The sequence below is a fragment of the Kribbella sp. VKM Ac-2566 genome, from assembly GCF_004366005.1.
GTDB lineage: Bacteria > Actinomycetota > Actinomycetes > Propionibacteriales > Kribbellaceae > Kribbella > Kribbella pratensis.
Window position 1 is genome coordinate 341,790 of record NZ_SODT01000011.1, and the last position, 23,149, is coordinate 364,938.

The following is a 23,149-nucleotide window of genomic DNA, read 5'->3' on the forward strand; positions in this document are numbered from 1 at the left end:
CGCATACGGTGGGGGCATGGCGAACGAGCTCGGACAGTCGACCAGTCCGTACCTGCGACAGCACGCGGGCAACCCGGTGGAGTGGCGGGAGTGGTCTGAGCGGGCGTTCGCCGAGGCCCGGGAGCGGGACGTGCCGATCTTCCTGTCGGTGGGGTACTCCGCTTGTCACTGGTGTCATGTGATGGCGCACGAGTCGTTCGAGGACGCCGAGACGGCGGCGTACCTGGCTGAGCATTTCGTGAGCGTGAAGGTGGACCGGGAGGAGCGGCCGGACGTCGACGCCATCTACATGGCGGCGACAGTCGCGATGACCGGGCAGGGCGGCTGGCCGATGTCGGTGTTCCTGACGCCGGCGGGGGAGCCGTTCTTCTGCGGGACGTACTTCCCGAAGGACGCCCGCGGCGGGATGGCGTCGTTCCGGCAGGTGCTGGAGGCAATCACCGACGCCTGGCAGAACCGGCGTGAGCAGCTCGACGGGATCGGGAAGCGGGTCGTCGAGCAGCTCGGCGCGCAGCAACCCGCGGGCCAGGAGGCGTTCGACCTGGCGCAGGCGGTCCAGCTGCTCAAGGTCGATTTCGATCCGGTCGACGCCGGGTTCGGGCGAGCTCCGAAGTTCCCACCGTCGATGGTGCTCGACTTCCTGCTCCGCCATCACCGCCGTACCGGCGACCAGGACGCGCTCGCGATGGTCGCCCATACTTGCGACCGGATGGCCCGAGGCGGGATGTACGACCAGCTCGCCGGCGGTTTCGCGCGGTACTCCGTCGACGGCCAGTGGATCGTCCCGCACTTCGAGAAGATGCTGTACGACAACGCGCTGCTCCTGGACGTCTACACGCACTGGTGGACGATCAGCGGCGACCCCCTCGCGAAGCGCATCGCCGAGGAGACCGCCGACTTCCTGCTCGCCGAGCTCCGGACACCGGAAGGTGGGTTCGCCTCCGCCCTCGACGCCGACACCGACGGAGAGGAAGGCAAGTACTACGCCTGGACGCCGGAGCAACTCCGTGAAGCCGTCGGGGACGACGCCGACTGGGTCATCGACCTCTGCGACGTGACCGGAACCTTCGAGCACGGTACGTCGGTCCTCCAGCTTCGGCAGGACCCGGATGACTTGCACCGATGGAGCCGGGTCCGCGAAACGCTCAAGCAGGCGCGGAGCAGTCGTACCTACCCCGGGCGCGACGACAAGGTGGTGGCCGCGTGGAACGGTCTGGCGATCACGGCACTCACTCGCGCCGGGATCGTGCTCGAGAAGCCGCAGTACGTCGAGGCCGCGGAGGCAGCCGCCCGCTTGGTCCGGGACGTGCATCTGGATGGCGCGCGGTTGTACCGGACGTCGCGGGACGGTGTGCGGGGGAGTGCGGACGGCGTACTCGAGGACTATGCGGCGGTCGCCCAAGGATGCTTGACGTTGCTGGGGGCAACCGGTGACGTCGAGTGGTACCAGGTCGCAGAGGCCTTGCTGGACAGGGTTCTGGAGCAGTTTGTTGCTGATGGCTCCTACTTCGACACCGCTGCGGACGCCGAGCAGTTGGTGTGGCGGCCGCAGGACGCGACGGACAACGCGACCCCGTCGGGGGTGAGCCTCGCCGCCGAGGCCTTCGCCACGCTCGCGAGCCTGACGGGATCAGACCGGTATGAGACCGCGGCCCAAAAGGCGCTGCAGGCGTCGTCCGCCATCGCCCACCGCGCGCCCCGCTTCGCCGGCCGTGCCCTCGCGGTCGCCGAAACCATTGCCACCGGCCCCCTGGAGATCGCGATCGTCACCGGCCCCGCCACTCCGACCGGCGCGGGGGATTTGCTGCGAGTTGCTTTCACTGACGCGCCTTGGGGTACGCCGATCGCATCCGGCGTGCCCGGTTCCGCCGTACCGCTGATGGCGGGACGGGAGCTCATAGGCGGGCTGCCCGCGGCCTATGTGTGTCAGAAATTCACCTGCCGGCTACCCGTGACGTTGCCGGAACACCTTCGCCGGGAGTTGCACCCCACGGACTGAGGCCGTGCCGGGTGCGGGTTTTCCCTGCGCTTTCGGCCGGATCCCTTGACGCGCGGCGAGCGGACGGCGACAGTCGATCCTCAGCTGGATGTAACAGAACTCGCATGCATCGACACGAAGTGTCACAAATGAGGCAGTGGCACTGTTGCGTCAGCATCCGGCGCGTCCCCAACTGAATTCGGTCGCTGCGCCCAAACAGCGACCACACCGTGAGGAGATGTTGTCTTGAAACGACTGACATCAGCAGGGGCGGTGGCCGTCGTCGCGGCAGCGGGTCTTGCCGCTGGTATGACGGGGCTCACCGCTTCGAACGCGGGTGCCGCCGACCGGACGGCTCCGCTCCCGGCATCCGGCTTCAACCAGCCGGCCGCCGTCCAGGCCGAGCAGGCGCTGACCGCGCAGACGGCCGCCGCTCTCGGCCTCGGCACCGGAGAGCAGCTCAAGGTCCGCGACGTGGTCAAGGACCCGGACGGTACGGAGTACGTCCGATACGACCGTACCTTCAACGGCCTCAAGGTCGTCGGAGGTGACCTGATCGTCAAGCGCAAGGGCGAAACGATCGGGCAGGTCACGTACAACCGCGGCGCGAAGGTGGTTGCCGTCGGCACCAAGCCGACCCTGTCCCAGTCGGCGGCCCTCACCAAGGGCGCGCAGGCGGCCAAGTTCAAGGCGACCGGCAACAAGGGCGAGTTGGTGGTCTTTGTGACGCCGGCCAAGCCCGTCCTCGCGTACGAGGTCGTGACCACCGGTGTGAAGCCCGACCAGACCCCGTCGGTGCTGCACTCGTTCGTCGACGCCAAGTCCGGTGCGGTGCTCGCACAGGACGACGAGGTCAAGACCGGTACCGGCAACTCGATGTACTCCGGCACTGTCAGCATCGGTACGTCGGGCAGCTACACGATGAGCGACCCGAACCGCGGCGGCAACTACACCACGGACCTGAACGGCTCGACCTCCGGTAACGGCACGACGTTCACCGACGCCGACGACACCTGGGGGACCGGCGCCGCGTCGAACCGCCAGACCGCCGGCGTGGACGCGCACTACGGAGCCCAGCTGACCTGGGACTACTACAAGAACGTCCACGGCCGCAACGGCATCTTCAACAACGGCCAGGGCGCCCGCTCGCGCACGCACTACGGCAACGCCTACGTGAACGCGTTCTGGGACGGCACCCAGATGACGTACGGCGACGGCAGCAGCAACACGCACCCGCTGACGTCGATCGACGTGGCCGGTCACGAGATGAGCCACGGTGTCACCGAGGCGACCGCGAACCTGGACTACTCCGGTGACGCGGGCGGCCTCAACGAGGCGACCTCCGACATCTTCGGTACTGCGGTGGAGTTCTCCGCCAACAACTCGTCCGACCCGGGTGACTACCTGATCGGCGAGAAGATCAACATCAACGGCAACGGCACGCCGCTGCGCTACATGGACAAGCCCTCGAAGGACGGCCGCAGCGTGGACTGCTGGTCGACCAGCACCGGCGGCCTGGACCCGCACTACTCGTCGGGCCCGCTGAACCACTGGTTCTACCTGGCGTCGGAAGGCACCGGGAGCAAGGTCATCGGCGGCGTGACGCACAGCAGCACCGCCTGCAACGGCGCCACCATCACCGGCGTCGGCCGCGACGTGGCCGCGAAGGTCTGGTACCGCACGCTGAGCACCAAGCTGAGCTCAGGCAGCACCTACAAGGACGCCCGTGAGGGTGCGATCAACTCCGCGAAGGAGCTGTACGGCGCGGACTCGGCGCAGTGCAAGGGCATCGAGGCCGCGTTCAGCGGCATCTCGGTCCCGGCCGGCGCGGCCGCCTGTGGCGGTGGCACCGACCCGCAGCCGCCGACGGGTGACAACCTGCTGCTGAACCCGGGCTTCGAGTCCGGTGCGGTGAACTGGACCGGCACCTCGGGCCCGATCACCAACAACGCCGATCGCCCGGCGCGGACCGGCACCTGGAAGCTGTGGCTGCAGGGCAACGGTCGCGCCACCACCGAGAACGTCGGCCAGTCGGTCGCGATCCCGGCCTCGGCGACCAGCGCCACCCTGTCGTTCTGGATCCGGATCGACACCGCCGAGACGACTGCCTCGACGGTGTACGACACGGCGAAGGTGCAGATCGTCGACGGGTCGACCACGACCACGCTGGCGACGTACTCGAACCTGAACAAGAACACGTCGTACCTCCAGAAGACCCTGAACGTCACGGCGTACAAGGGGAAGACCGTCACGGTGAAGTTCGTCGGCCAGGAGGACTCCTCCCTGCAGACCAGCTTCGTCATCGACGACACCTCTCTGACCGCGAGCTGAGCTCACGGTGAATCGTCCGGGGCGTGCGCGGCCTCCCGCCCAGGCCCGCGCGCCCCGGATTCCTTTGCCTGAAGGAGATCCACCATGCGCAAGTCCCTCGTCCCAGGGCTCGGCGTAGTGCTCGCCGCGGGCGCATTGTTTGCTACTGGCAACAGTGCGGAAGCGGCCGATTCACCCGATATCTCAGTCACCAACACGAAGGCCCATCTGGACAAGTTGCAGTCCATCGCCACCAGCAACGGTGGTGACCGGTACACCGGCCGGGCCGGGTACAAGGCCTCGGCCGACTACGTGAAGGCCAAGCTGGACGCGGCCGGGTACACCACGACCCTGCAGTCGTTCAGCACCTCGGCGGGTACGTCGTACAACGTGATCGCGGAATGGCCGCACGGCGACGCGAACCACGTGGTGATGGCCGGCTCGCACCTGGACAGCGTCAGTTCCGGTCCGGGGATCAACGACAACGGCTCTGGTAGCGCCGGCGTACTCGAAACCGCCCTCGCCTACGCTGCCAGTGGTCAGACGCCCAAGAATCGCTTGCGGTTCGGATTCTGGGGTGCCGAGGAGCTCGGGCTGCTCGGCTCGAAGTACTACGTGAACAACCTGCCCGCCGCCGAGCGGGACAAGGTCGAGCTGTACCTGAACTTCGACATGATCGCGTCGCCGAACCCGGGGTACTTCGTGTACGACGACAACCCGGCCGGCAACGGCGCCCGTGACGATCTGGTGGCGTACTTCACCGGCAAGAGCGTGCAGACCGAGTTCATCGACGTCCAGGGCCGCTCCGACCACGCGGCGTTCCGTTCGTTGGGGATCCCAACGGCCGGTACGTTCTCCGGTGCCGAGGGCACCAAGACGTCCGCCCAGGCGACGAAGTGGGGAGGTACGGCGGGGAGCGCATTCGACCCGTGCTACCACCGGTCCTGCGACACCATCAACAACCTGGACCTGACCTCGCTGGACCGCCAGATCGATGCCATCGGCCACATGATCTGGATGTACGCGCAGAAGGACTACACAGGCGGACCGCCCCCGACCGGCGACAACCTCCTGCAAAATCCGGGCTTCGAGTCCGGTACGGCGAACTGGACCGGGAACACCGGCGTGATCACGAACAGCACCTCACGCCCGGCGCACACCGGCTCGTACAAGGCGTGGCTGCAGGGGAACGGCCGGAGCAGCACCGAGAACCTCGGGCAGTCGGTCGCGATCCCTGGTACGGCGACAGCGGCGTCGTTGTCGTTGTGGATCCGGATCGACACCGCGGAGACCACGGGCTCCACGGTGTACGACACGGTCAAGGTGCAGATCGTCGACGGGCCGACCACGACCACGCTGGCGACGTACTCGAACCTGAACAAGAGCACGTCGTACGTGCAGAAAACGCTGGATGTCACGCAGTACAAGGGAAAGACGGTCACTGTGAAGTTCGTCGGCCAGGAGGATTCCTCCCTGCAGACCAGCTTCGTGATCGACGACGTAGCCCTGACCGCGGGCTAGATCTGCTTGCAGAGCTTGCCCGGTGGGATGGCGGCCTCGGTGAGCAGTTGCGTCACCGGGGCCGCCAGCGGCTTCACCTTCGGGTCCTCGATGCGCGCCGTCCGGCCGTTCGCACTCACCGCGACGATCATGTCGTCGGGGTGCTTCGTGGCCGGCTTGGTCGCCGTCAGGCTCGCCCAGTCGACCTGCTGCGCGGCCGTGGTGATGGTCGTCAGCAGGCTCGGGTCGAGCTTGCACCGGATGGTTCCCTTGCCGCTCTTGCTCACGGTCGCGACACCGTCGGTGCCGATCTGCACCTGGTCGTCGAAGCCCGCGAACCCACCGGTCCTGGAGACGGTGAGCGGCAGACCGGTGCCCACGGGCGTCGACTGCGTCACCGACGCCGTCGGCAGGGTCGGCGCACTGGTCGACGGTGTGCTTGGGCTTCCGGTGCCGGATTCGCTTCCGCATCCGGTCAGCACGAAGCCTGCGATGACGGTTGCTGCTGCGTATCTGCTCAGGTTCCTCACGCATCATGGATACACGCAGGGGTGCCGTTCGTTGCAGCTGTGACACGACTGAAATGTGATCGCGTCAAACGACAGGGGAGACCAGGTCGATCAGCGCACGGGTCAGCTGGACCCGCTGCTCGAACAGCTCCAGTGGAGCGTTGTGCGTGCCGAACATCTCCAGCGGCAGTGCGGTGAACGCGGCCCGGATCAGCAGCGAGCCCAGGTACCCGTAGAGGACCTCCTCCTCGGTCACTTGCAGGCCGTCCTCCGCAAGCCCTTCCCGGAACCCTTTCAAGATCACATTGTGTACTGCGGGCAATGCCTCCGGCGCCAACTCGCCCGCGTGCGCCAGTCCGATCAGCAACTGCCCCAGATCGAACCCAACCGCCTGCGGGCAGTCGAAACCCCAGTCGATCGCCACGAACTCGTTCGGGCTGTCGTGCGGCACCAGCAGGTTCTGCGGGCTCGCATCCCCGTGCTGGTAGCACTGCGGCAACGCCTCGAGCGCATCGAGTACGGCAGGGACGCGCTCGCCCAGTGCGAGCAGGTCGTCCCGTAGTGCGTGGTCGCCAAGGTGGCAGACCGCTGCGCTCAACAGGGGGTGCCGCCAGGTCTGCGGATCAGCGAGCACGGGTAGCGCAGACTTCATGACGCGGCCGTCTGCGTAGTACCGCAGCGCCGTACCCGGTGTGCTGGAGACGACCCTGTCGAGCAGGGGCTCGACGAGATGGGGTTGCCGGCGAGCCGACAATCGTCCGAGCAGGTACGCCGCCCGCTCGAAGCGGTCCATCGGCCACGGGCCCCATTCCTGGACGACGTTCTCCATCCACAGGGTCGCGCGGTCGTCGTCGTACACGTCGATGCGATAGGCGTGCGCCAGTCGCAGGCCCGGCGGCATCAGGTCGCCGACGCCGCTGCGGTGGACGGCGATCTCCAACTGCCAGGGCATGTAGTCGATGAAGCTCTGCCGGTACTCCATGGGCACGAACTCGATGATCGGCGAGTGCCGGACGGACTGGAGTTTCTTCACGAAGCACGACCAGTCGGCGCCGTCGAGCGTCGTACCGAAGACGCGGTGCAGCGACTCGGTACTCGGCGTACCGATCGGGTAGTCGACAGGTTCGACCCGGACCGCGCCCGCGACGGCCGCCGGATCCCCGGTGATCGTCCGCGCGAGCGCGGTCAGGTCCTCCTCCCCCAACGCGTCCCGGCCCAACGGTTCGAGTCCGGTGATCATGTTCCCCCCACGGAAGTAAAGTCACCTTACTGATGTGATAGTAAAGTTGCTTTATGACTTCCGTCAACGACGATCGCCGGGTCGGGACCGATCACATCGCCGCACTGCTCGGGTCGGCGCTGGAACGGATCCGGTCGGAGATCCTGGCCACGTCCGAGGAGCAGTACCCCGGACTCCGGGTCTCGCACTACCGCCTGCTCGAACTGATCCCGCCCGACGGCGCCCGGATCACCGACCTGGCGGAGGTCGCGGCAATGACGAAACAGGGCCTCGGGCAGCACGTCGACTACCTGCAGAAACTCGGCTACACCGAGTCCGCCCGCCTCCCCACCGACCGCCGAGTCCGCCTGGTCCGCCGTACGCCGCTGGGCGACCAGGCAGTCGCCTTCAGCCGAGCCGCCATTGCCCGCGTAGAACAATCCTGGTCCACCCAACTAGGCCCCACCCGCTACACCCACCTCCGCCAAACCCTCCACGAACTAGGCAGCCAGCGGTAACCGCCCCGACGCGACGAGTCCGAACTACTCGACCGGATCAGACTGGGGATCGGCGATGGGGTGTGGGGACAGGCAATTGCCTGTCCCCAGTCCCCGCCGGGTGTCCCCGGCGCGCGAACGGCGTGCGGGGTTCACGCGCTCGGTGAGCGTGTGGTGGTGGGGGATACGGAGCGGTCACGCCTTCGGCGTGGCTGCTTGTCGGCCGGCTTCGCCGGCGTGCGCGGGGTGTGGGGGCGAGCGGAGGTGCTTGGTGGGTGGATGTGCGCTCGGCGCCTGGGGATCGACCGGCCGCTTTGCGGAACAAATGTTGCAGTAGCTGGCAAAAATGTTCCGAGCTACTCGACCGGATCAGACTGGGGATAGGCGATGGGGTGTGGGGATAGGCAATTGCCTATTCCCAGTCCCCGGCGGGTGTGCGCGGTGCGCGAACGGCGTGCGGGGTTCACGCGCTCGGTGAGCGTGTGGTGGTGAATGCAGAGCGGTCACGCCTTCGGCGGGGCGGCTTGTTGGCCGGCTTCGCCGGCGTGCGCGGGGTGTGGGGACGCGCGGGGGTGCTTGGCGGGTGGATGTGGGCTCGGCGCCGGAGGGCTTCGCCGGGTGAATGTCGCGTCGGGCGGGCGCGCGGGGCGGCCGGGCTGTTTGCGGAAGAAATGTTGCAGTAGGTGGCAGAAGCGTTCCGCAGTACCGGGCTGGGGCGGGCGATGGGGGCTGGCGACAAGGTGTTGCTTGTTCACTGGCGCCGCCGACGTGGTTCGGGCCCCGGGTGAGGGGGTTAGCCGGCGCGGTAGGTCGCGATGCTTACGGCGATGTAGTGGCAGATGAAGGCGGCGACGGTGAAGGCGTGGAAGATTTCGTGGAAGCCGAACCAGCGGGGGGACGGGTTCGGGCGCTTGGTGCCGTAGACGACCGCGCCGATCGAGTACAGGCCGCCGCCGACGGCGATCAGGGTGACGACTGCCGCGCCGCCCGCGTGGTAGATGTCGCCCATCCAGAAGATCGCGACCCAGCCCAGCGCCAGGTAGAGCGGCGTGTAGATCCAGCGCGGCGCGCTGAGCCAGAAGATCCGGAACAGGATGCCGAGCACCGCGCCGCCCCAGGCCAGGCCGAGCATCAGCAGCCGGTCGTTGCCGTGCAGCAGCACCATGCCGAGCGGCGTGTAGGTGCCGGCAATCAGCAGGAAGATGTTGCTGTGGTCGAGCCGGCGCAGGATCGCCTCGCCCTTCGGGCCCCAGTAGAACCGGTGGTACAGCGCGGAGATGCCGAACAGCAGCATCGAACCGACGGTGTAGACCGCGGCCGCCCAGCGCGCGTTCGCGTGCGGTGCCAGGCAGACCAGCACGATGCCGGCGGCGGTTGCGAACGGGAACGTTCCGGCATGCAACCATCCACGGAGCTTGGGCTTGAGTGGCCCGAGTCGCCCGGAGAGCCGGTGACCGGCTTCCTGGGGTTGTGCGCTGGAAACGGTCATCGCCGTCCTTTCGAGGGGTGTCCGGGCGGTTCCTACCTACGCAACCGTAACCTACGCAACCGTAGGTTCAATGGTTCAGAAGGATGAAATGTAGGCGAAGTCACCCGGGTGATGCAGCACGCCCACGGTTTACGATGCACGAACTTCGCTGAAAGTTCGACCTTTCCGGCAGGTTTCTGTGAGCCGCTCCAGGGCCTCTCGTGCCTGGCGTTTCTGGGCTAGCCTCGTGACCGAGAGTCTTCGAGGAGAGCACCCTACCCATGCGGACACCTGGCAAGCAGAAGCTGCGCAACGCCCTCTACAGCCTGTACGAGCGCCGGGTCCGCCGGTCCCTGTCGCCGGACCGGATCCCGCGGCACATCGGCGTCATCATCGACGGCAACCGGCGCTGGGCCCGGCAGGTCGGCGACCCGGTGTCGCGCGGTCACGAGGCCGGGGCGAACAAGATCTCCGAGTTCCTGGAGTGGTGCGACGACGTCGGCGTCAAGGTCGTCACGGTGTGGATGCTGTCCACCGACAACCTGACCCGCCCGGCCGACGAGCTGGAGCCGCTGCTGCGGATCATCGAGCAGACGGTCGAGGAGCTGACCGCGATCGGCCGCTACCGGATCCATCCGGTCGGCGCGCTCGACCTGCTGCCCGGCACCACCGCCGAGGCGCTGAAAGCGGCGGAGACAGCGACCCATGACGTCGACGGGATGCTGGTCAACGTCGCGGTCGGGTACGGCGGACGTCGCGAGCTCGCCGACGCGGTCCGTTCCCTGCTCCTCGAGGAGGCCGCGAAGGGCATCTCGATCGAGGAGTTGGCCGACCGCGTGGACGTCGAACACATCGCGCGGCACCTCTACACCAAGGGCCAGCCTGACCCCGATCTGGTCATCCGGACGTCGGGTGAGCAGCGCCTGGGCGGCTTCCTGCTCTGGCAGAGCGCGCTGAGCGAGTTCTACTTCTGCGAGGCGCTCTGGCCGGACTTCCGCCACGTCGACTTCCTCCGCGCCATCCGAAGCTACGCCCAACGCGAGCGCCGCTTCGGGACCTGATCTGCACGACCGGCGGGGCTCCTCGGCCGCAGCGTGTGCAGGTGGTACGGCGCCTGAGGTAGTACCCGTACGTCGCCACGCCCAGCGCCGTACCCCACAGCATCCAGAGGATGCCCGGGGCGTTGGCGGCCCACATGTCGCCGCCGAGTGGGGCCTGGGTGTTCATCAGGCCGGCTGGGATCAGTACGACGGCGACGATCGAGGCCGGGATGATCGCGAGCAGCGGTGGGACGCGCCGGCCGGCCTTGAACCAGATCCAGCGCGGGTAGACGTCGCCCCACCGGTGCACCAGGCCGTGCGTGAGCACGCCTCCGCCAAGGCCCATCACAGCCAGGCCGAGGCCCATCTCGAGCATTCCGGGGGTGTCGGCCATCATCTGGTGGAACTCGTCGGTGATGCCGACCGGCCAGCCGAGGTACCAGGCGATCCGGGTGAACTCGTACGGCAGGTTCGCCACCACCGCGACCGCGACCGCCCACTTGCCCCAGCGGAGCGCAGCCTCCGGTCGCATCCAGGCCGGATCGTGGGAGCCCCGGCCGCAGGAGACGCAGGCGTTGCGGCTGCGCCGGTGGTACGCGAGCGCCGTCGCCGCCCAGAGGATGCCGCCGACGAACAGGATGATCAGGTTCACCCGGTGCCAGTACAGGATGTCGCCGACGCCGTCCTGCGGTCCCGGTACGCCGGTGAATGCGAACACGATCAGCGCCGGGGCCATCGCGACCACCGCGATCAGCGTGTAGTCGGGGATGACAAGCGCCAGACCGACCGCGAGTACGGCGGCGACCGCCTGCAGGATCGACCCGCGCGGCCGCATCCGGGTCATGACGAGCGCGAGTACGGCGCCGCCGAGCCCGATCGCCGCCATCACGGGAGCGACCACGTGGACCGGCGTACCTTCGAGGATCGATGACGAGGCCTGATCGTCGGCGACCCGCGCGAACGGGTATCCGGCACCGCCAAGGGTCCAGTAGAGCCCTAGTACGCCGTACACAAGGGACCAGAGCGCGGTGGCGTACCCGGTCCACGTCGGCCAGTTCTTCGTCATGCACCGAGCCTCGCCCGGCGGCCCGGCGTACCGGATCACCCTGCGGAGTGACACGGCTCCCCCGCGTGGGTGGGGGAAGGCGTAACACCGTGTTAACCCCGTGGCCGGGCGTGTCGGGCTGCGCCGTTTGCAGGAGCCTCCTACCCTGACATTGACGGTCGGAGGGGAAGCCGGCTGTCACGGGAGGCCCGATCAGTTTGAGAATCTCGTTCCAGCCGGTTGCCCCATGAGGGGCCGAACGGAGTACCCGAGACCTAGGGTCTCGAGCTCACTGATCGCCGTTGCCGCTCGCGCGGCGGCGCGGAAGGGGCCAACACCAGGCCCCGAGGGCGGCACCCGACCCATCACCTAACCACTGGCGGGCCGGGGCGAGGGTGTACGTCACGGCCTAGAAGAGGACGTGCGACATGGCCATCCACGCCAAGGCGTCAAGTACCTCATCCACACCGGACCAGCGCACCTTCGTGCTGGACACCTCGGTGCTTCTCTCGGACCCGCACGCGATGCTGCGGTTCGACGAGCACGAGGTGGTCGTCCCGGTGGTCGTCGTCACCGAATTGGAGGCCAAACGGCATCACCCGGAACTCGGCTATTTCGCGCGGACGGCGCTCCGCCTGCTCGACGAGCTCCGGATACTGCACGGACGACTGGACGCGCCCCTGCCAGTGGGGGAGAAGGGTGGAACTCTTCGGGTCGAACTGAACCACACCGACCCGGAGACCTTGCCGGCCGGTTTCCGGCTCGGCGACAACGACAGCCGGATCCTGGCCGTGGCCTGCAACTTCATGGCCGAGGGCAAGGACGTCACGCTGGTCTCGAAGGACCTGCCGATGCGGGTCAAGGCGTCGGCGTGCGGTCTGATCGCCGAGGAGTACCGCGCCGAGCTGACGCTGGAGTCCGGTTGGACCGGTATGGCGGAGCTCGAGGTCGAGACGCACGTCGTCGACGACCTGTACGAGAACGGCGCGGTCGAGCTGACGGAGGCCGGTGAGTTCCCGACCCACACCGGGCTGGTGATGCTGTCCGACCGGGGCAGCGCGCTCGGCCGGGTGATGCCGGACAAGCGGATCCGGCTGGTCCGGGGCGACCGGGAGGCGTTCGGGATCCGCGGTCGTTCCGCCGAGCAGCGGGTCGCGCTCGATCTGCTGCTGGATCCTGATGTCGGGATCATCTCGCTCGGCGGCCGGGCCGGTACGGGCAAGTCCGCGCTCGCGCTGTGCGCCGGCCTCGAATCGGTGATGGAACGCCGGCAGCACAAGAAGGTGGTCGTGTTCCGGCCGCTGTTCGCGGTCGGCGGCCAGGAGCTCGGGTACCTGCCGGGCAGCGAGTCGGAGAAGATGCAGCCGTGGGCCCAGGCCGTGTACGACACGCTCGGCGCGCTGACCAGCGGTGACGTGATCGACGAGGTGATCGACCGGGGCATGCTCGAGGTCCTGCCGCTGACCCACATCCGCGGGCGGTCGCTGCACGACGCGTTCGTGATCGTCGACGAGGCGCAGTCGCTGGAGCGGAACGTGCTGCTCACGGTGCTGTCCCGGGTCGGTGCCAACTCGCGGGTGGTGCTCACCCACGACGTGGCGCAGCGGGACAACCTGCGGGTCGGCCGGCACGACGGTGTGGTCGCGGTGGTCGAGCAGTTGAAGGGGCACCCGCTGTTCGCGCACGTCACGCTGACCCGCTCGGAGCGGTCGCCGATCGCGGCGCTGGTCACCGAGATGCTCGATGACCTGCAGCTGTAAGGAGCGTTCGTACAGTTAGGTAATAAACGTCTGTAAAGCAGAGGTAAGAACGGTGCGGTCGCCACGCGGCGACCGCACCGTTCGTCCGTGACCTGCTTGTGATCACGGACGGTTTACGTCAGAGTATGTTCTCGTTGCAGCCGACGGGGGTCGGGTTTTCTCGGAAGGACAGATGAAAGCGAAGCGCTCCGTCGCGATTCTCGCAGTGACCGGAATCGCCGTGGTTTCCGTTGTCGCCGGTATCGACCTCTTCAGCTCTCCTGGGAGCAGCAGTGCGTCGGAGAAGGTGTCCGGGCGGGCCGAGATGGCCGTGCTGAACAGTGGGAAGGCGATCCCTTCCGCGACCACGCCGTCGGTCAATCCGCAGTCGGCCGCCGAGCTCGCCGCCGAGGCGGTCCGGATGCGGAACCAGGTCGAGGCCATCGAGCAGCAGCGCACCGCCCTGCAGGACGCGGCCGCGGTGAAGATGAAGGCCAAGAACGCCGCTCTGAAGCGCTATGAGGCGCTTCGGGAGGCCCAGCGCTCGTCGAGCGAGGAGCGGGCCAGCCGGGACGCCGAGCGGAAGAAGTACGAGGGCACGCCGAAGGAGGTCGCGATGAACCTCCTCCCCGACCACGGCTGGAGCCAGAGCCAGTTCAGCTGCCTGGAGAAGCTCTGGAACAAGGAGTCCCGCTGGAAGGTCAGCGCCGACAACCCGACGTCCACGGCCTACGGCATCCCGCAGGCGCTGCCCGGTAACCGCATGGCGGCTTACGGCAAGGACTGGCGGACCAACCCGGTCACCCAGATCAAATGGGGCCTGGACTACATCGAAGCCACCTACGGTTCCCCCTGCAGCGCTTGGGGCCACTCCCAGGCCAAGGGCTGGTACTGACCCGTCACCCGACGCGGAACACCGGACCGTAGGTCCCGTCACCGGCTCTCTTCAGCAGGGTGCCCTGACCGGCAGTTGCCAGCGTGATCGGGTCGCCGCCCAGACGTGCTGCGTGACCGCTCAGCCGGACGTCCTTGATGACGATGTCCCCCTTCGGCCGGCCCAGTACGACGGCGTACACCGTCTCGCCCTTCTGGGTGAACATCACCTGGTCTCCGGCGGTAGTGGTCGCCGACGAGCGCGTCCACGGCCGGGTGCCGTCCAGTGCCTCCCGGTTGACCTTCAGCCAGGCTCCGATGTCGGTGAGTCTGCTCAGCTGCTCCGGGACGATCACACCGTCGCCACCGCTCGGTCCGACGTTCAGTAGCAGCGCACCGTTGTTGGCTGCCGCCTTGGCGAGTGAAGCGATCAGATCGGTCGACTTGGCGTAGTCCTGGTCGTTCTCCTGACGGTTGTAGCCGAACGAGCCGCCGATACCGCGGTCCTGCTGCCAGAACTTGTCCTGGACGGTGTCGAAGTCTGTGTACTCCGGCGTCCGGAAGTCACTGTGCGGAGCGGGCTTCTGGGTGTTGATGCTGTCCGCCACACCAGGCAGCTTGAACAGGCCCTTCATCAACTGGTCGAACCCCCAACGCATCGGCTTCGGGCTCATCACCTGCCGGCCGAAGGACGCCGTACTCCAGCGGTCGTCGACGACTCCCTCCGGGACGGTGTTGTAGTAGTCCGCCAGCACCGAGTAGAGCCGTTTGGAGCCGGTCGGCCAGGCGATGTCGTTCCACAGGATGTCCGGCTTGTACCGCGTGATCAGCTCGCGCACCTGCGCCACGGCGTACTCGCGGTAGTCCTCGCCGTAGTGCAGATAGGCGTAGTCGCCCAGCGTCTTCACGGTCTTGCGCTGGAACGTCCAGTCGACCCCACCGGAGTAGTAGACGCCGAACTTGAGGCCCTGCTTTCGGACGGCCGCGGCCAGCTCACCCATCAGGTCCCGCTGGGTGTGGAAGTCCGGTGCGTGCGGGTTGCGGACCTTCGTGGGCCACAGCGAGTACCCGTCGGCGTACTTGGCCGTCACCACGATGTACGACGCTCCGGCCGCCTTGAACTGCGCAGCCCACCGGTCCGGGTTCCAGTTGGCCAGACCGGCGTCGAACTGCTTGGTGAAGTCGCTGTACGGCGCGTCGCCGTAGTGCTCGCGGTGATAGCTCGCGGTCGGCGACTTCGGGTCCTTCATCGCGTTCGCGTAGTCCTCGGCGTACGGGTTGTGGGTCATCGCGTGCCCGTACTGCGTCTCGAGCAGCTTGCTGAACGTGGTGCCCTTCGGCGCGAAGCCGGGGACCGAGTAGAGGCCCCAGTGGATCATGATCCCGAACTTCGCGTCGGCGAACCACTTCGGCAGCGGATGCTTGTTCAGCGACTCCACCGTGGCCTTGTACGGCCCGTCGGTCGTCATCTCGGCCTTGCGGTCGTCCTGCCACCTCCAGACCACGGAACCGCCGGCGAAGACCAGCACCAGTACGACGGCCACCACGGCGAGCCGCAGCAGGAACCTGCCGATCCCTCGGAGGATGCTTTTGGCAAGGATCATGGCGGCCATCCTGCCGTCGTACGGCGATCCCGCGGATCAGCCCGCCGTACGTCGTTGCCGTCGTTCGGGGGACCTGCGCCTCCACCGAAAGTATCGTTGCTGTGGGCCGTTCAGGCGCTACCGTCGGTCGAGTGGACACGGGGATCTTCGCCGCGCTGATCGCGCCCGGTTCGCGGACCGCGCCGGGCTACGGACGGTTGACCCCGCGGGACCGGGTGGTGGACGTCGCCTGCGTGCTGATCGCGCTCCTGCTCGGGCTGATCGCGGTGGGGGATGTGGAGCCGCCGCCCCGGATCGGTCCGCTGCCACACTGGCTGGACGTGTCGCTGTGCATCGCCGGTGCGCTGTCGCTCCTGCTCCGTAGGCGCTGGCCGACCGGTCTGGCCGTGTTGATGATCCTGGCGTCCACTCTGGTGCCGTCAGTGGGTGCAGCGGGCGGTCTGGCGCTGTTCAACGTTGCTGTGCACCGTCGGCCTGCTGTCAGCCTCTCGCTGGGTGCGGTGGCGATGGCGTCCTGCATGCTTCAGTTCTGGCTCTATCCGGTTGCTGACGTCCCCAATGGCTACTGGATCGCTGTGACGCTCACAGCGCTCGCCTGTCTGGTGCTGGTCGCCTGGGGGATCGTGATTCGGACGAGGCGGCAGCTGATGGCGTCACTGACCGAGCGTGCGGTCCGGGCCGAGTCGGAGCAGCAGTTGCGTGTTGAGCAGGGGAAGCGGCGGGAGCGGGAGCGGATCGCCCGGGAGATGCATGACGCGCTCGGGCATCGCTTGTCGTTGCTGAGCATGCATGCGGGTGCGTTGGAGTTCCGGCCGGACATGCCGTCCGCCGAGCTGTCACGTGCCGCTGGCGTGATCCGGTCCAGCGCACGCGACTGCGTGGACGACCTGCGCGAGATTGTCGGCGTACTGCGGTCTCAGCACACCGCTGACGAGTTGGGACGAGGCATAGCCGAGCTGGATGAACTGGTGGCCGAGTCACGGGCTGCGGGCACGCGGATCGAGCTAGAGGTGGCGGCTGAGCTCAGTGCGGTGCCGGACTCGATCGGGCGGCACGCGTACCGGATTATCCAGGAGGGGCTGACGAATGCGCGGAAACACGCTCCTCACCAGGCGGTTCGGGTGGCGGTGAGCGGTGCGGTAGGCACCGGCCTGTCGGTGGAGGTCTCGAACCGGTTGGAGCCTGGTGCGGAGGGTCCCGGTTCGCGCGTGGGGCTGATTGGGCTGGCCGAGCGGGCGTCCCTGGCTGGTGGGCGGTTCGAGCACGGGCCGACGGCGGACGGTGAGTTCCGGCTCGCGTGCTGGTTGCCGTGGGTGGCCTACGATGACGGGCGTGAGTGAACCGGTCCGACTGCTGTTGGTCGACGACGACCCACTCGTGCGGGCAGGGCTGTCCAGCATGCTGTCCGGTGCCCCGGAGTTGGAGCTGGTCGGTGCGGCCTCCGACGGGCAGCAGGCGGTCGATGCGGTGCGTGACCTGCGGCCGGACGTCGTACTGATGGACATCGGGATGCCGGTGCTGGACGGGGTTGCTGCGACTGCTGCGATCCGTAGGCGAGCCGGCGCGCCGGAGGTGGTCATGCTGACCACGTTCGGGTCGGATGAGGCTCTGCTACGCGCGCTGCGGGCCGGTGCGTCGGGTTACCTGCTCAAGGACGCTGCACCGGTTGAGATCGTTGCCGCTGTGGTGAAGGCGGCATCTGGTGAGTCTGTGCTGTCACCACAGTCCACGCGACAGCTGATGGACCATGTAGGCGCGGTCGACCAGCACAGCCGCCGTACGACGGCTCTCGCGGCGCTGGCACAGTTGACGGAGCGGGAGCGGGACGTCGTACTGGCCGTGGCCGAAGGCAGGAGCAATGCGGAAGCGGCCGCTGTGCTGGAGGTCGGGGTCGCCACGGTGAAGACGCATCTGACGAACTCGCTCGCGAAGCTCCAGCTCACCAACCGCGTGCAGCTCGCTTTGCTGGCTCACGACGCCGGACTGGTGTGACGGTGGAGTTGGCACGGGCAGTGAGTGAGCGCGGCGAGTTGGTGCTGCGCCGACGCGACGACGGGGCGTTGGAGCTGCGGGTCAACGGGGTCTTCGTGATGGACGATCAGGAGACGTCGAGCGAGGAGCTGCTGGCGTCAGCTGCGCTGGAGGCGGTGCGGCATCCGGATCGGGTGCTTGTCGGTGGGCTCGGACTTGGGTACACGGTCCGCGCGCTGCTGGCCGATTCCCGCTTACGGCAGGTGATCGTCGCGGAGATCGAGCCGGATGTGGTGTCCTGGATGCGCTCCGGCCTCGTCCCATCGGTCCTCGACGACCCTCGCGTCGGTGTGGTGGTCGGTGACGTGCGGGCTGTCGTCGCGGATCTTCCCGACGCATCCGTCGACGCGATCCTGCTCGACGTCGACAACGGCCCGGACTTCCTTGTCTACAACGAGAATTCGGCCATCTACTCGTCGGACTTCTTCAGCACCTGTCGCGCGAAGCTGCGCGCCGACGGCGTACTGACCGTTTGGTCATCGTCGTCCTCGGAGGCGCTCGAGTCCGCCGTCGCCTCGGTGTTCGGTGCCTGTGTCGTCAAACCGGTGCCCGTCGAGCTCCAGGGCCGGGCCGAGACGTACTTCGTCTATCAGGGCTGTGGCGTTGTCCACAGGTAGGCGATCGGCCTGATCCGGCAACGCTCAGCGACGTACTCTTTTGGTATGGGTGACGACGTGGAATTCAGGATCGAGCACGACACGATGGGCGAGGTCAAGGTGCCTCGCGACGCGTTGTGGCGTGCGCAGACGCAGCGTGCGGTGGAGAACTTCCCGATCTCCGGGCGGCCGCTGGCGCCGGCGCTCGTGCACGCGCTCGCGCAGATCAAGGCATCCGCCGCGGTCGTGAACGCCTCGCTCGGAGTGCTCGACGCGGAGCGGTCGGCCGCGATCGTGGCCGCCGCGGACCAGGTGGCGGCGGGGGAGTTCGACGCGGAGTTCCCGATCGACGTCTTCCAGACCGGTTCGGGTACGTCGACCAACATGAACGCCAACGAGGTTCTGGCCACCCTCGCCACCCGCTCGCTCGGCGCGGACGTGCATCCGAACGATCACGTCAACGCGTCGCAGTCCAGCAACGACACCTTCCCGTCGGCGATCCACGTCGCGGCCACGGCCGGCGTCGTGCAGGAGTTGCTGCCGGCGTTGGAGCACCTCGCGAATTCCCTGTCCCGTAAGGGATCCGAGTTCGCGGAGGTGGTGAAGTCCGGGCGGACACACCTGATGGACGCGACCCCGGTGACGCTCGGCCAGGAGTTCAACGGCTACGCGCAGCAGATCAGGCGCGGCGCCGCGCGGGTACGGGCGACGCTCCCGAGGGTCGCCGAGTTGCCGCTGGGCGGGACCGCGGTCGGGACCGGGATCAACACGCCACCCGGGTTCGCGGCCGCGGTGATCACCGAGCTGAACCGCCGCACCGGGCTGGAGCTGACCGAGGCTGAGGACCACTTCGAGGCCCAGGGTGCTCGTGACGGGCTGGTCGAGCTGTCCGGGCAGCTGAAGACGATCGCTGTCAGCCTGACGAAGATCTGCAACGATCTGCGCTGGATGGGCTCCGGGCCGCGCGCCGGGCTCGGCGAGATCGCGCTGCCGGACCTGCAACCCGGATCGAGCATCATGCCCGGCAAGGTGAACCCGGTGATCTGCGAGGCGACGCTGATGGTCGCCGCCCAGGTGATCGGCAACGACGCCGCGATCACCGTGGCCGGTGCCGGAGGCAACTTCGAGCTGAACGTGATGCTGCCGGTGATCGCGCGCAACCTGCTCGAGTCCATCAGCCTGCTGGCGAACAGCTCGCGCCTGCTCGCCGATCGCTGCGTCGACGGCATCACGGCGAACGTCGACCACGCCCGCGCGCTGGCCGAGTCGTCGCCGTCGATCGTGACGCCGCTGAACCGCTACATCGGGTACGAGAACGCGGCCGCCGTCGCCAAGAGTGCTTTGAAACAAGGGAAAACGATCCGCGAGGTCGTGATCGAGAACGGTCACGTCGAGAAGGGAGACCTGACCGAGGAGCAGCTGGACGCGGCCCTCGACGTACTGTCCATGACCCGGCCGGCGCAGTCGTGACAGAAGGCGTGACCGATGGCGATGGCGTGACGCGGTACTGGGAGCCGGGTACGACGATCGAGTGGGTGTACGAGGGCACCGGGAAGCATGCGGACAAGCCGAACGTGCGGCCGATGACAGTGGTGCGTGACGACGCGGGCGGGCTGGTCGCCTGGCTCGCGCCGGGTACGCCGCTGCTCAGACCGGTGCTCACCGACGGGCGTGAGATGCGGCACGCCGGACCGGTGGCGATGTTCACCGCGGACCGGGCGCTGAAGCTCGACGTGTGGCACGGGACCGGGATCCTCAAGGTGTCACCGCCCGGGAAGCCGTGGTCGGTCTGGTATTTCTGGGGCGCCGACGGGACGTTCCGCGGGTGGTACGTGAACCTCGAGCGGGAGCATGTGCGCGACTGGGCTTCCCGCCGTACCAGCACCGTCGATCATGTGCTCGACCTCTGGATCAATCCGGACCGCAGCATCGAGTGGAAGGACGAGGACGAGCTGGAGGGTGCCGTCACTGCGGGGCGCTTCACCGCCGCTGAGGCGGAGCAGATCGTCGCCGACGCGCACGCGGCGATCCGCGACATCGAGGCCTGGACTACACCGTTCTCCGACGACTGGCAGACCTGGTCCGCGCCGGCGGCCTGGCGACTGCCCGTCGCGCCGACGACCCACCAGCCCGACCTGATCGCGGAGGAGCTCCACAGCGGCTGACAACACAGGTGGGTCACGAGCGGTTGCAACTGACCGGTTTGGACTTAGCTTGGAAGTATGTACACCATCGAGTTGCAGGCAGAGGAGCTCCAGCTACTGCGATCCGCACTCAGGAGCTACCTCCAGGCGTTCGGCCACAACGAAGCCGATCTCGTCCAGGCCGCGAAGACGCTCATGCTCAAACTGCCTGAAGTCGTCGACAGCAAGGCCGGCTGAGAGTCAGTCCGGTTTCAGTACGGCGACGGGGATCGTCCGCTGGGCCTTCGTCGCGTACCGGCCGATCCCTGGATCCTCGCGCAGGATGATGTCGGTCCACACCGTGTGCCGCTCGGGACCGGTCAGCTCCCGTGCGTGCATGGTTGTGTGCACGGCGCCGATCTGTACGTCGGTGGTCTGCGCGGCGCGGAGGTTGCGGAACCAGTCCGGGTCCCGGCGGGAGCCCGATCCGGTGCCCCAGACGAGCAGTCCCTCGGGAGTCTCGACGTACCGCACGCATGTCGACCGCGGTACGCCGGTGCGGCGGCCCGGGGTGGTGAGCATCAGGACATGCACGTCCTTGCTCCCACTAGCCAGGCGCCCGTTCAGCGTCTTGTACATCCACACGCCGATCCGGCCGCCGACCCGCAACATCCGCTTGCCCATCGCCACCACCCCCACCTCAGAGGGTCGGGCGGCCGATCAGCCACGTCAAGTGGCAGATGCCCCCTGAGCTGCAGGCTTGCCCACTCAAAATCTCAGTGGGCGACCCTGCATTTCAGCGGGCAACCCACCGTTTCAGCTGCGCGGGCGGACTGTGAGGGGGACTGGCTTCTTGGTGTCGGTGAAGAAGTCGTTGCCTTTGTCGTCGACGACGATGAACGCCGGGAAGTCCTCGACCTGGATCTTCCAGATCGCCTCCATGCCGAGCTCCGGGTACTCGATCACGTCGACCGACTTGATGCAGTCCTGCGCCAGCCGCGCTGCCGGCCCCCCGATCGACCCGAGGTAGAACCCGCCGTGCTCCTTGCACGCCGCCGTCACCTTCGCCGACCGGTTGCCCTTGGCAAGCATCACGAACGATCCACCGGCCGCCTGGAACTGATCGACGTACGCGTCCATCCGCCCCGCCGTCGTCGGCCCGAACGATCCGGACGCATAACCCTCAGGCGTCTTCGCCGGCCCCGCGTAGTACACCGCGTGATCCCGCAAGTACGACGGCATCGGCTCGCCCGCGTCCAGCCGCTCCTTGATCTTCGCGTGCGCGATGTCCCGCGCCACCACCAGCGGACCGGTCAGAGACAGCCGCGTCTTCACCGGCAGCTTGGACAGCTCGTCGCGGATCTCGCTCATCGGCCGGTTGAGGTCGATCCGCACGACCTCGGTGTCGTCGGCAAGGTGCTCGTCGGTGGTGTCCGGCAGGAACCGTGCCGGATCGCGCTCGAGCTGTTCCAGGAACACGCCCTCCGGCGTGATCTTCGCCAGCGCCTGCCGATCCGCCGAGCAGGACACCGCGATCGCGACCGGGCAGGACGCGCCGTGCCGCGGCAGCCGGATCACCCGGACGTCGTGGCAGAAGTACTTCCCGCCGAACTGTGCCCCGATCCCGAACTCCTGCGTGAGCTTGAAGACCTCCTCCTCCAGTTCCACGTCCCGGAACCCGTGCCCCACCGGCGATCCCGCGGTCGGCAGCGTGTCGAGGTAGTGCGCGGAGGCGTACTTCGCGGTCTTCAGCGCGAACTCGGCCGACGTGCCGCCGACCACGACCGCCAGGTGGTACGGCGGGCAGGCCGCAGTACCCAACGACCTGATCTTCTCGTCCAGGAACTCCATCATCCGCGACGGGTTCAGGACCGCCTTCGTCTCCTGGTAGAGGAACGACTTGTTCGCGGAGCCGCCGCCCTTGGCCATGAACAGGAACTTGTACGCCGGGTCGCCCTTGGCCGGCGTGGAGTACAGCTCGATCTGGGCGGGCAGGTTGGAGCCGGTGTTCTTCTCGTCCCACATGGTCAGCGGGGCCATCTGCGAGTAGCGCAGGTTCAGCTTGGTGTAGGCGTCGTACACGCCGCGGCTGATCCACTCCTCGTCGACCGCGCCGGTGAGGACGCCCTCGGACTTCTTGCCCATCACGATCGCGGTGCCGGTGTCCTGGCACATCGGGAGTACGCCGCCGGCCGAGATGTTCGCGTTCTTCAGCAGGTCGAGCGCGACGAACCGGTCGTTCCCGGACGCCTCCGGGTCGTCGATGATCCGCCGCAGCTGCGCGAGGTGCGCGGTCCGCAGGTAGTGCGAGATGTCGTGCATCGCCTCCGCGGTCAGCGCCTGCAGCACGTCCGGCTGGACCTGCAGGAACGTCCGGTCGCCCGCGGTGAACGTGCTGACACCCTCCGTCGTCAGCAGCCGGTACTCCGTCTCGTCGGCACCCAACGGCAACAGATCGGAGTAGTTGAAGTCGGCAGACACCGGGCATACCTCCACACAAGCTGGACTGGACCCCCAAAGCCTAGTTCTCCCCGCCCCGCCGGCGGACGCGACCTCCATCTCATCGCAGCGGGAAAGAAATCGTCGCCCGGTGACGAATAGTTTCCCGGCGACTCAC

General features: G+C 67.6%; 19 protein-coding genes. 13 read left to right on the plus strand and 6 right to left on the minus strand.

The genetic code is table 11. The annotated features are described in order from the left end of the window. Positions 1–16: 16 nt before the first annotated feature. The 3 genes from EV647_RS24370 (at position 17) to EV647_RS24380 (ending at position 5,809) form a co-directional block, all read left to right on the plus strand. The gene (locus tag EV647_RS24370) at positions 17–1,999 is read left to right on the plus strand and encodes a thioredoxin domain-containing protein (protein ID WP_134006640.1); all 1,983 of its coding nucleotides are present in this window, start codon (positions 17–19) and stop codon (positions 1,997–1,999) included. Positions 2,000–2,224: 225 nt separating this feature from the next. Continuing rightward, positions 2,225–4,309, plus strand: a complete 2,085-nt coding sequence (locus EV647_RS24375; RefSeq protein ID WP_238177370.1) for a M4 family metallopeptidase — start codon at positions 2,225–2,227, stop codon at positions 4,307–4,309. Between the two features lie 84 nt (positions 4,310–4,393). Continuing rightward, positions 4,394–5,809, plus strand: coding sequence for a M28 family metallopeptidase (locus EV647_RS24380; RefSeq protein WP_134006642.1), 1,416 nt, complete (start codon positions 4,394–4,396; stop codon positions 5,807–5,809). Here the strand turns inward: EV647_RS24380 and EV647_RS24385 are convergent. Then, complete coding sequence (locus tag EV647_RS24385; protein ID WP_238175570.1) at positions 5,806–6,318, minus strand: hypothetical protein; 513 nt, start codon at positions 6,316–6,318, stop codon at positions 5,806–5,808. The two genes, EV647_RS24380 and EV647_RS24385, sit on opposite strands and share 4 nt — an antisense overlap. A gap of 64 nt (positions 6,319–6,382) precedes the next feature. Then, on the minus strand, positions 6,383–7,537 hold the full coding sequence (locus EV647_RS24390; RefSeq protein ID WP_134006644.1) for a phosphotransferase: 1,155 nt from the start codon (positions 7,535–7,537) through the stop codon (positions 6,383–6,385). Between the two features lie 53 nt (positions 7,538–7,590). Between EV647_RS24390 and EV647_RS24395 the strand changes: the two genes are divergently transcribed. After that, on the plus strand, positions 7,591–8,034 hold the full coding sequence (locus EV647_RS24395; protein WP_134006646.1) for a MarR family winged helix-turn-helix transcriptional regulator: 444 nt from the start codon (positions 7,591–7,593) through the stop codon (positions 8,032–8,034). A 772-nt stretch (positions 8,035–8,806) separates the two neighbouring features. On the opposite strand, the gene EV647_RS24400 is transcribed toward EV647_RS24395, so the two are convergent. After that, a complete protein-coding gene (locus tag EV647_RS24400) occupies positions 8,807–9,502 on the minus strand; it encodes a hemolysin III family protein (RefSeq protein WP_134006648.1) in 696 nt (231 codons plus the stop codon). Positions 9,503–9,762: 260 nt separating this feature from the next. On the opposite strand from EV647_RS24400, the gene EV647_RS24405 reads away from it, so the two are divergent. From EV647_RS24405 to EV647_RS24420, 3 genes are all read left to right on the plus strand, one after another. Continuing rightward, a complete protein-coding gene (locus EV647_RS24405; protein ID WP_134006650.1) occupies positions 9,763–10,542 on the plus strand; it encodes an isoprenyl transferase in 780 nt (259 codons plus the stop codon). Between the two features lie 1,452 nt (positions 10,543–11,994). Beyond that, on the plus strand, positions 11,995–13,326 hold the full coding sequence (locus tag EV647_RS24415) for a PhoH family protein (protein ID WP_134006652.1): 1,332 nt from the start codon (positions 11,995–11,997) through the stop codon (positions 13,324–13,326). Positions 13,327–13,498: 172 nt separating this feature from the next. Next, entirely contained in the window at positions 13,499–14,200 is a 702-nt protein-coding gene (locus EV647_RS24420; RefSeq protein WP_134006654.1) for a hypothetical protein, read from the plus strand. Between the two features lie 4 nt (positions 14,201–14,204). Here EV647_RS24420 and EV647_RS24425 read toward each other — a convergent pair whose 3' ends face one another. Next, on the minus strand, positions 14,205–15,782 hold the full coding sequence (locus tag EV647_RS24425; protein ID WP_166680427.1) for an alpha-L-fucosidase: 1,578 nt from the start codon (positions 15,780–15,782) through the stop codon (positions 14,205–14,207). A 131-nt stretch (positions 15,783–15,913) separates the two neighbouring features. Here EV647_RS24425 and EV647_RS24430 point away from each other — a divergent pair, with 131 nt between their 5' ends. The 6 genes from EV647_RS24430 to EV647_RS42160 are packed head-to-tail and all read left to right on the plus strand — an operon-like array spanning position 15,914 to position 20,790. Then, complete coding sequence (locus EV647_RS24430) at positions 15,914–17,122, plus strand: sensor histidine kinase (RefSeq protein ID WP_134006658.1); 1,209 nt, start codon at positions 15,914–15,916, stop codon at positions 17,120–17,122. Further along, on the plus strand, positions 17,106–17,774 hold the full coding sequence (locus EV647_RS24435) for a response regulator transcription factor (RefSeq protein ID WP_134006660.1): 669 nt from the start codon (positions 17,106–17,108) through the stop codon (positions 17,772–17,774). The genes EV647_RS24430 and EV647_RS24435 overlap by 17 nt, the downstream gene beginning before the upstream one ends. A gap of 2 nt (positions 17,775–17,776) precedes the next feature. Further along, entirely contained in the window at positions 17,777–18,430 is a 654-nt protein-coding gene (locus tag EV647_RS24440; RefSeq protein WP_238177371.1) for a hypothetical protein, read from the plus strand. 45 nt (positions 18,431–18,475) lie between these two features. Next, entirely contained in the window at positions 18,476–19,879 is a 1,404-nt protein-coding gene (locus EV647_RS24445; RefSeq protein WP_134006664.1) for an aspartate ammonia-lyase, read from the plus strand. Positions 19,880–19,887: 8 nt separating this feature from the next. Beyond that, positions 19,888–20,574: a DUF402 domain-containing protein gene (locus EV647_RS24450; protein ID WP_238177372.1), complete on the plus strand. Its 687-nt coding sequence runs from the start codon at positions 19,888–19,890 to the stop codon at positions 20,572–20,574. A 57-nt stretch (positions 20,575–20,631) separates the two neighbouring features. Next, positions 20,632–20,790 (plus strand): hypothetical protein, encoded by a 159-nt coding sequence (locus EV647_RS42160; RefSeq protein ID WP_166658517.1) that lies wholly within the window; start codon positions 20,632–20,634, stop codon positions 20,788–20,790. A gap of 3 nt (positions 20,791–20,793) precedes the next feature. Here EV647_RS42160 and EV647_RS24455 read toward each other — a convergent pair whose 3' ends face one another. Both EV647_RS24455 and EV647_RS24460 read right to left on the minus strand, forming a co-directional pair. Beyond that, entirely contained in the window at positions 20,794–21,216 is a 423-nt protein-coding gene (locus EV647_RS24455) for a nitroreductase/quinone reductase family protein (RefSeq protein WP_134006666.1), read from the minus strand. Between the two features lie 132 nt (positions 21,217–21,348). Continuing rightward, entirely contained in the window at positions 21,349–23,013 is a 1,665-nt protein-coding gene (locus EV647_RS24460) for a fumarate hydratase (RefSeq protein WP_134006668.1), read from the minus strand. Positions 23,014–23,149: the final 136 nt, after the last annotated feature.

Excerpts from the sequence above, each read along its gene's own strand:
- EV647_RS24445 (WP_134006664.1), top strand. The coding sequence starts at position 18,476 with ATGGGTGACGACGTGGAATTCAGGATCGAGCACGACACGATGGGCGAG.
- EV647_RS24400 (WP_134006648.1), bottom strand. The coding sequence starts at position 9,502 with ATGACCGTTTCCAGCGCACAACCCCAGGAAGCCGGTCACCGGCTCTCC.
- EV647_RS24435 (WP_134006660.1), top strand. The coding sequence starts at position 17,106 with ATGACGGGCGTGAGTGAACCGGTCCGACTGCTGTTGGTCGACGACGAC.
- EV647_RS24405 (WP_134006650.1), top strand. The coding sequence starts at position 9,763 with ATGCGGACACCTGGCAAGCAGAAGCTGCGCAACGCCCTCTACAGCCTG.
- EV647_RS24390 (WP_134006644.1), bottom strand. The coding sequence starts at position 7,537 with ATGATCACCGGACTCGAACCGTTGGGCCGGGACGCGTTGGGGGAGGAG.
- EV647_RS24370 (WP_134006640.1), top strand. The coding sequence starts at position 17 with ATGGCGAACGAGCTCGGACAGTCGACCAGTCCGTACCTGCGACAGCAC.
- EV647_RS24380 (WP_134006642.1), top strand. The coding sequence starts at position 4,394 with ATGCGCAAGTCCCTCGTCCCAGGGCTCGGCGTAGTGCTCGCCGCGGGC.
- EV647_RS42160 (WP_166658517.1), top strand. The coding sequence starts at position 20,632 with ATGTACACCATCGAGTTGCAGGCAGAGGAGCTCCAGCTACTGCGATCC.
- EV647_RS24420 (WP_134006654.1), top strand. The coding sequence starts at position 13,499 with ATGAAAGCGAAGCGCTCCGTCGCGATTCTCGCAGTGACCGGAATCGCC.
- EV647_RS24425 (WP_166680427.1), bottom strand. The coding sequence starts at position 15,782 with ATGATCCTTGCCAAAAGCATCCTCCGAGGGATCGGCAGGTTCCTGCTG.
- EV647_RS24455 (WP_134006666.1), bottom strand. The coding sequence starts at position 21,216 with ATGGGCAAGCGGATGTTGCGGGTCGGCGGCCGGATCGGCGTGTGGATG.
- EV647_RS24415 (WP_134006652.1), top strand. The coding sequence starts at position 11,995 with ATGGCCATCCACGCCAAGGCGTCAAGTACCTCATCCACACCGGACCAG.
- EV647_RS24395 (WP_134006646.1), top strand. The coding sequence starts at position 7,591 with ATGACTTCCGTCAACGACGATCGCCGGGTCGGGACCGATCACATCGCC.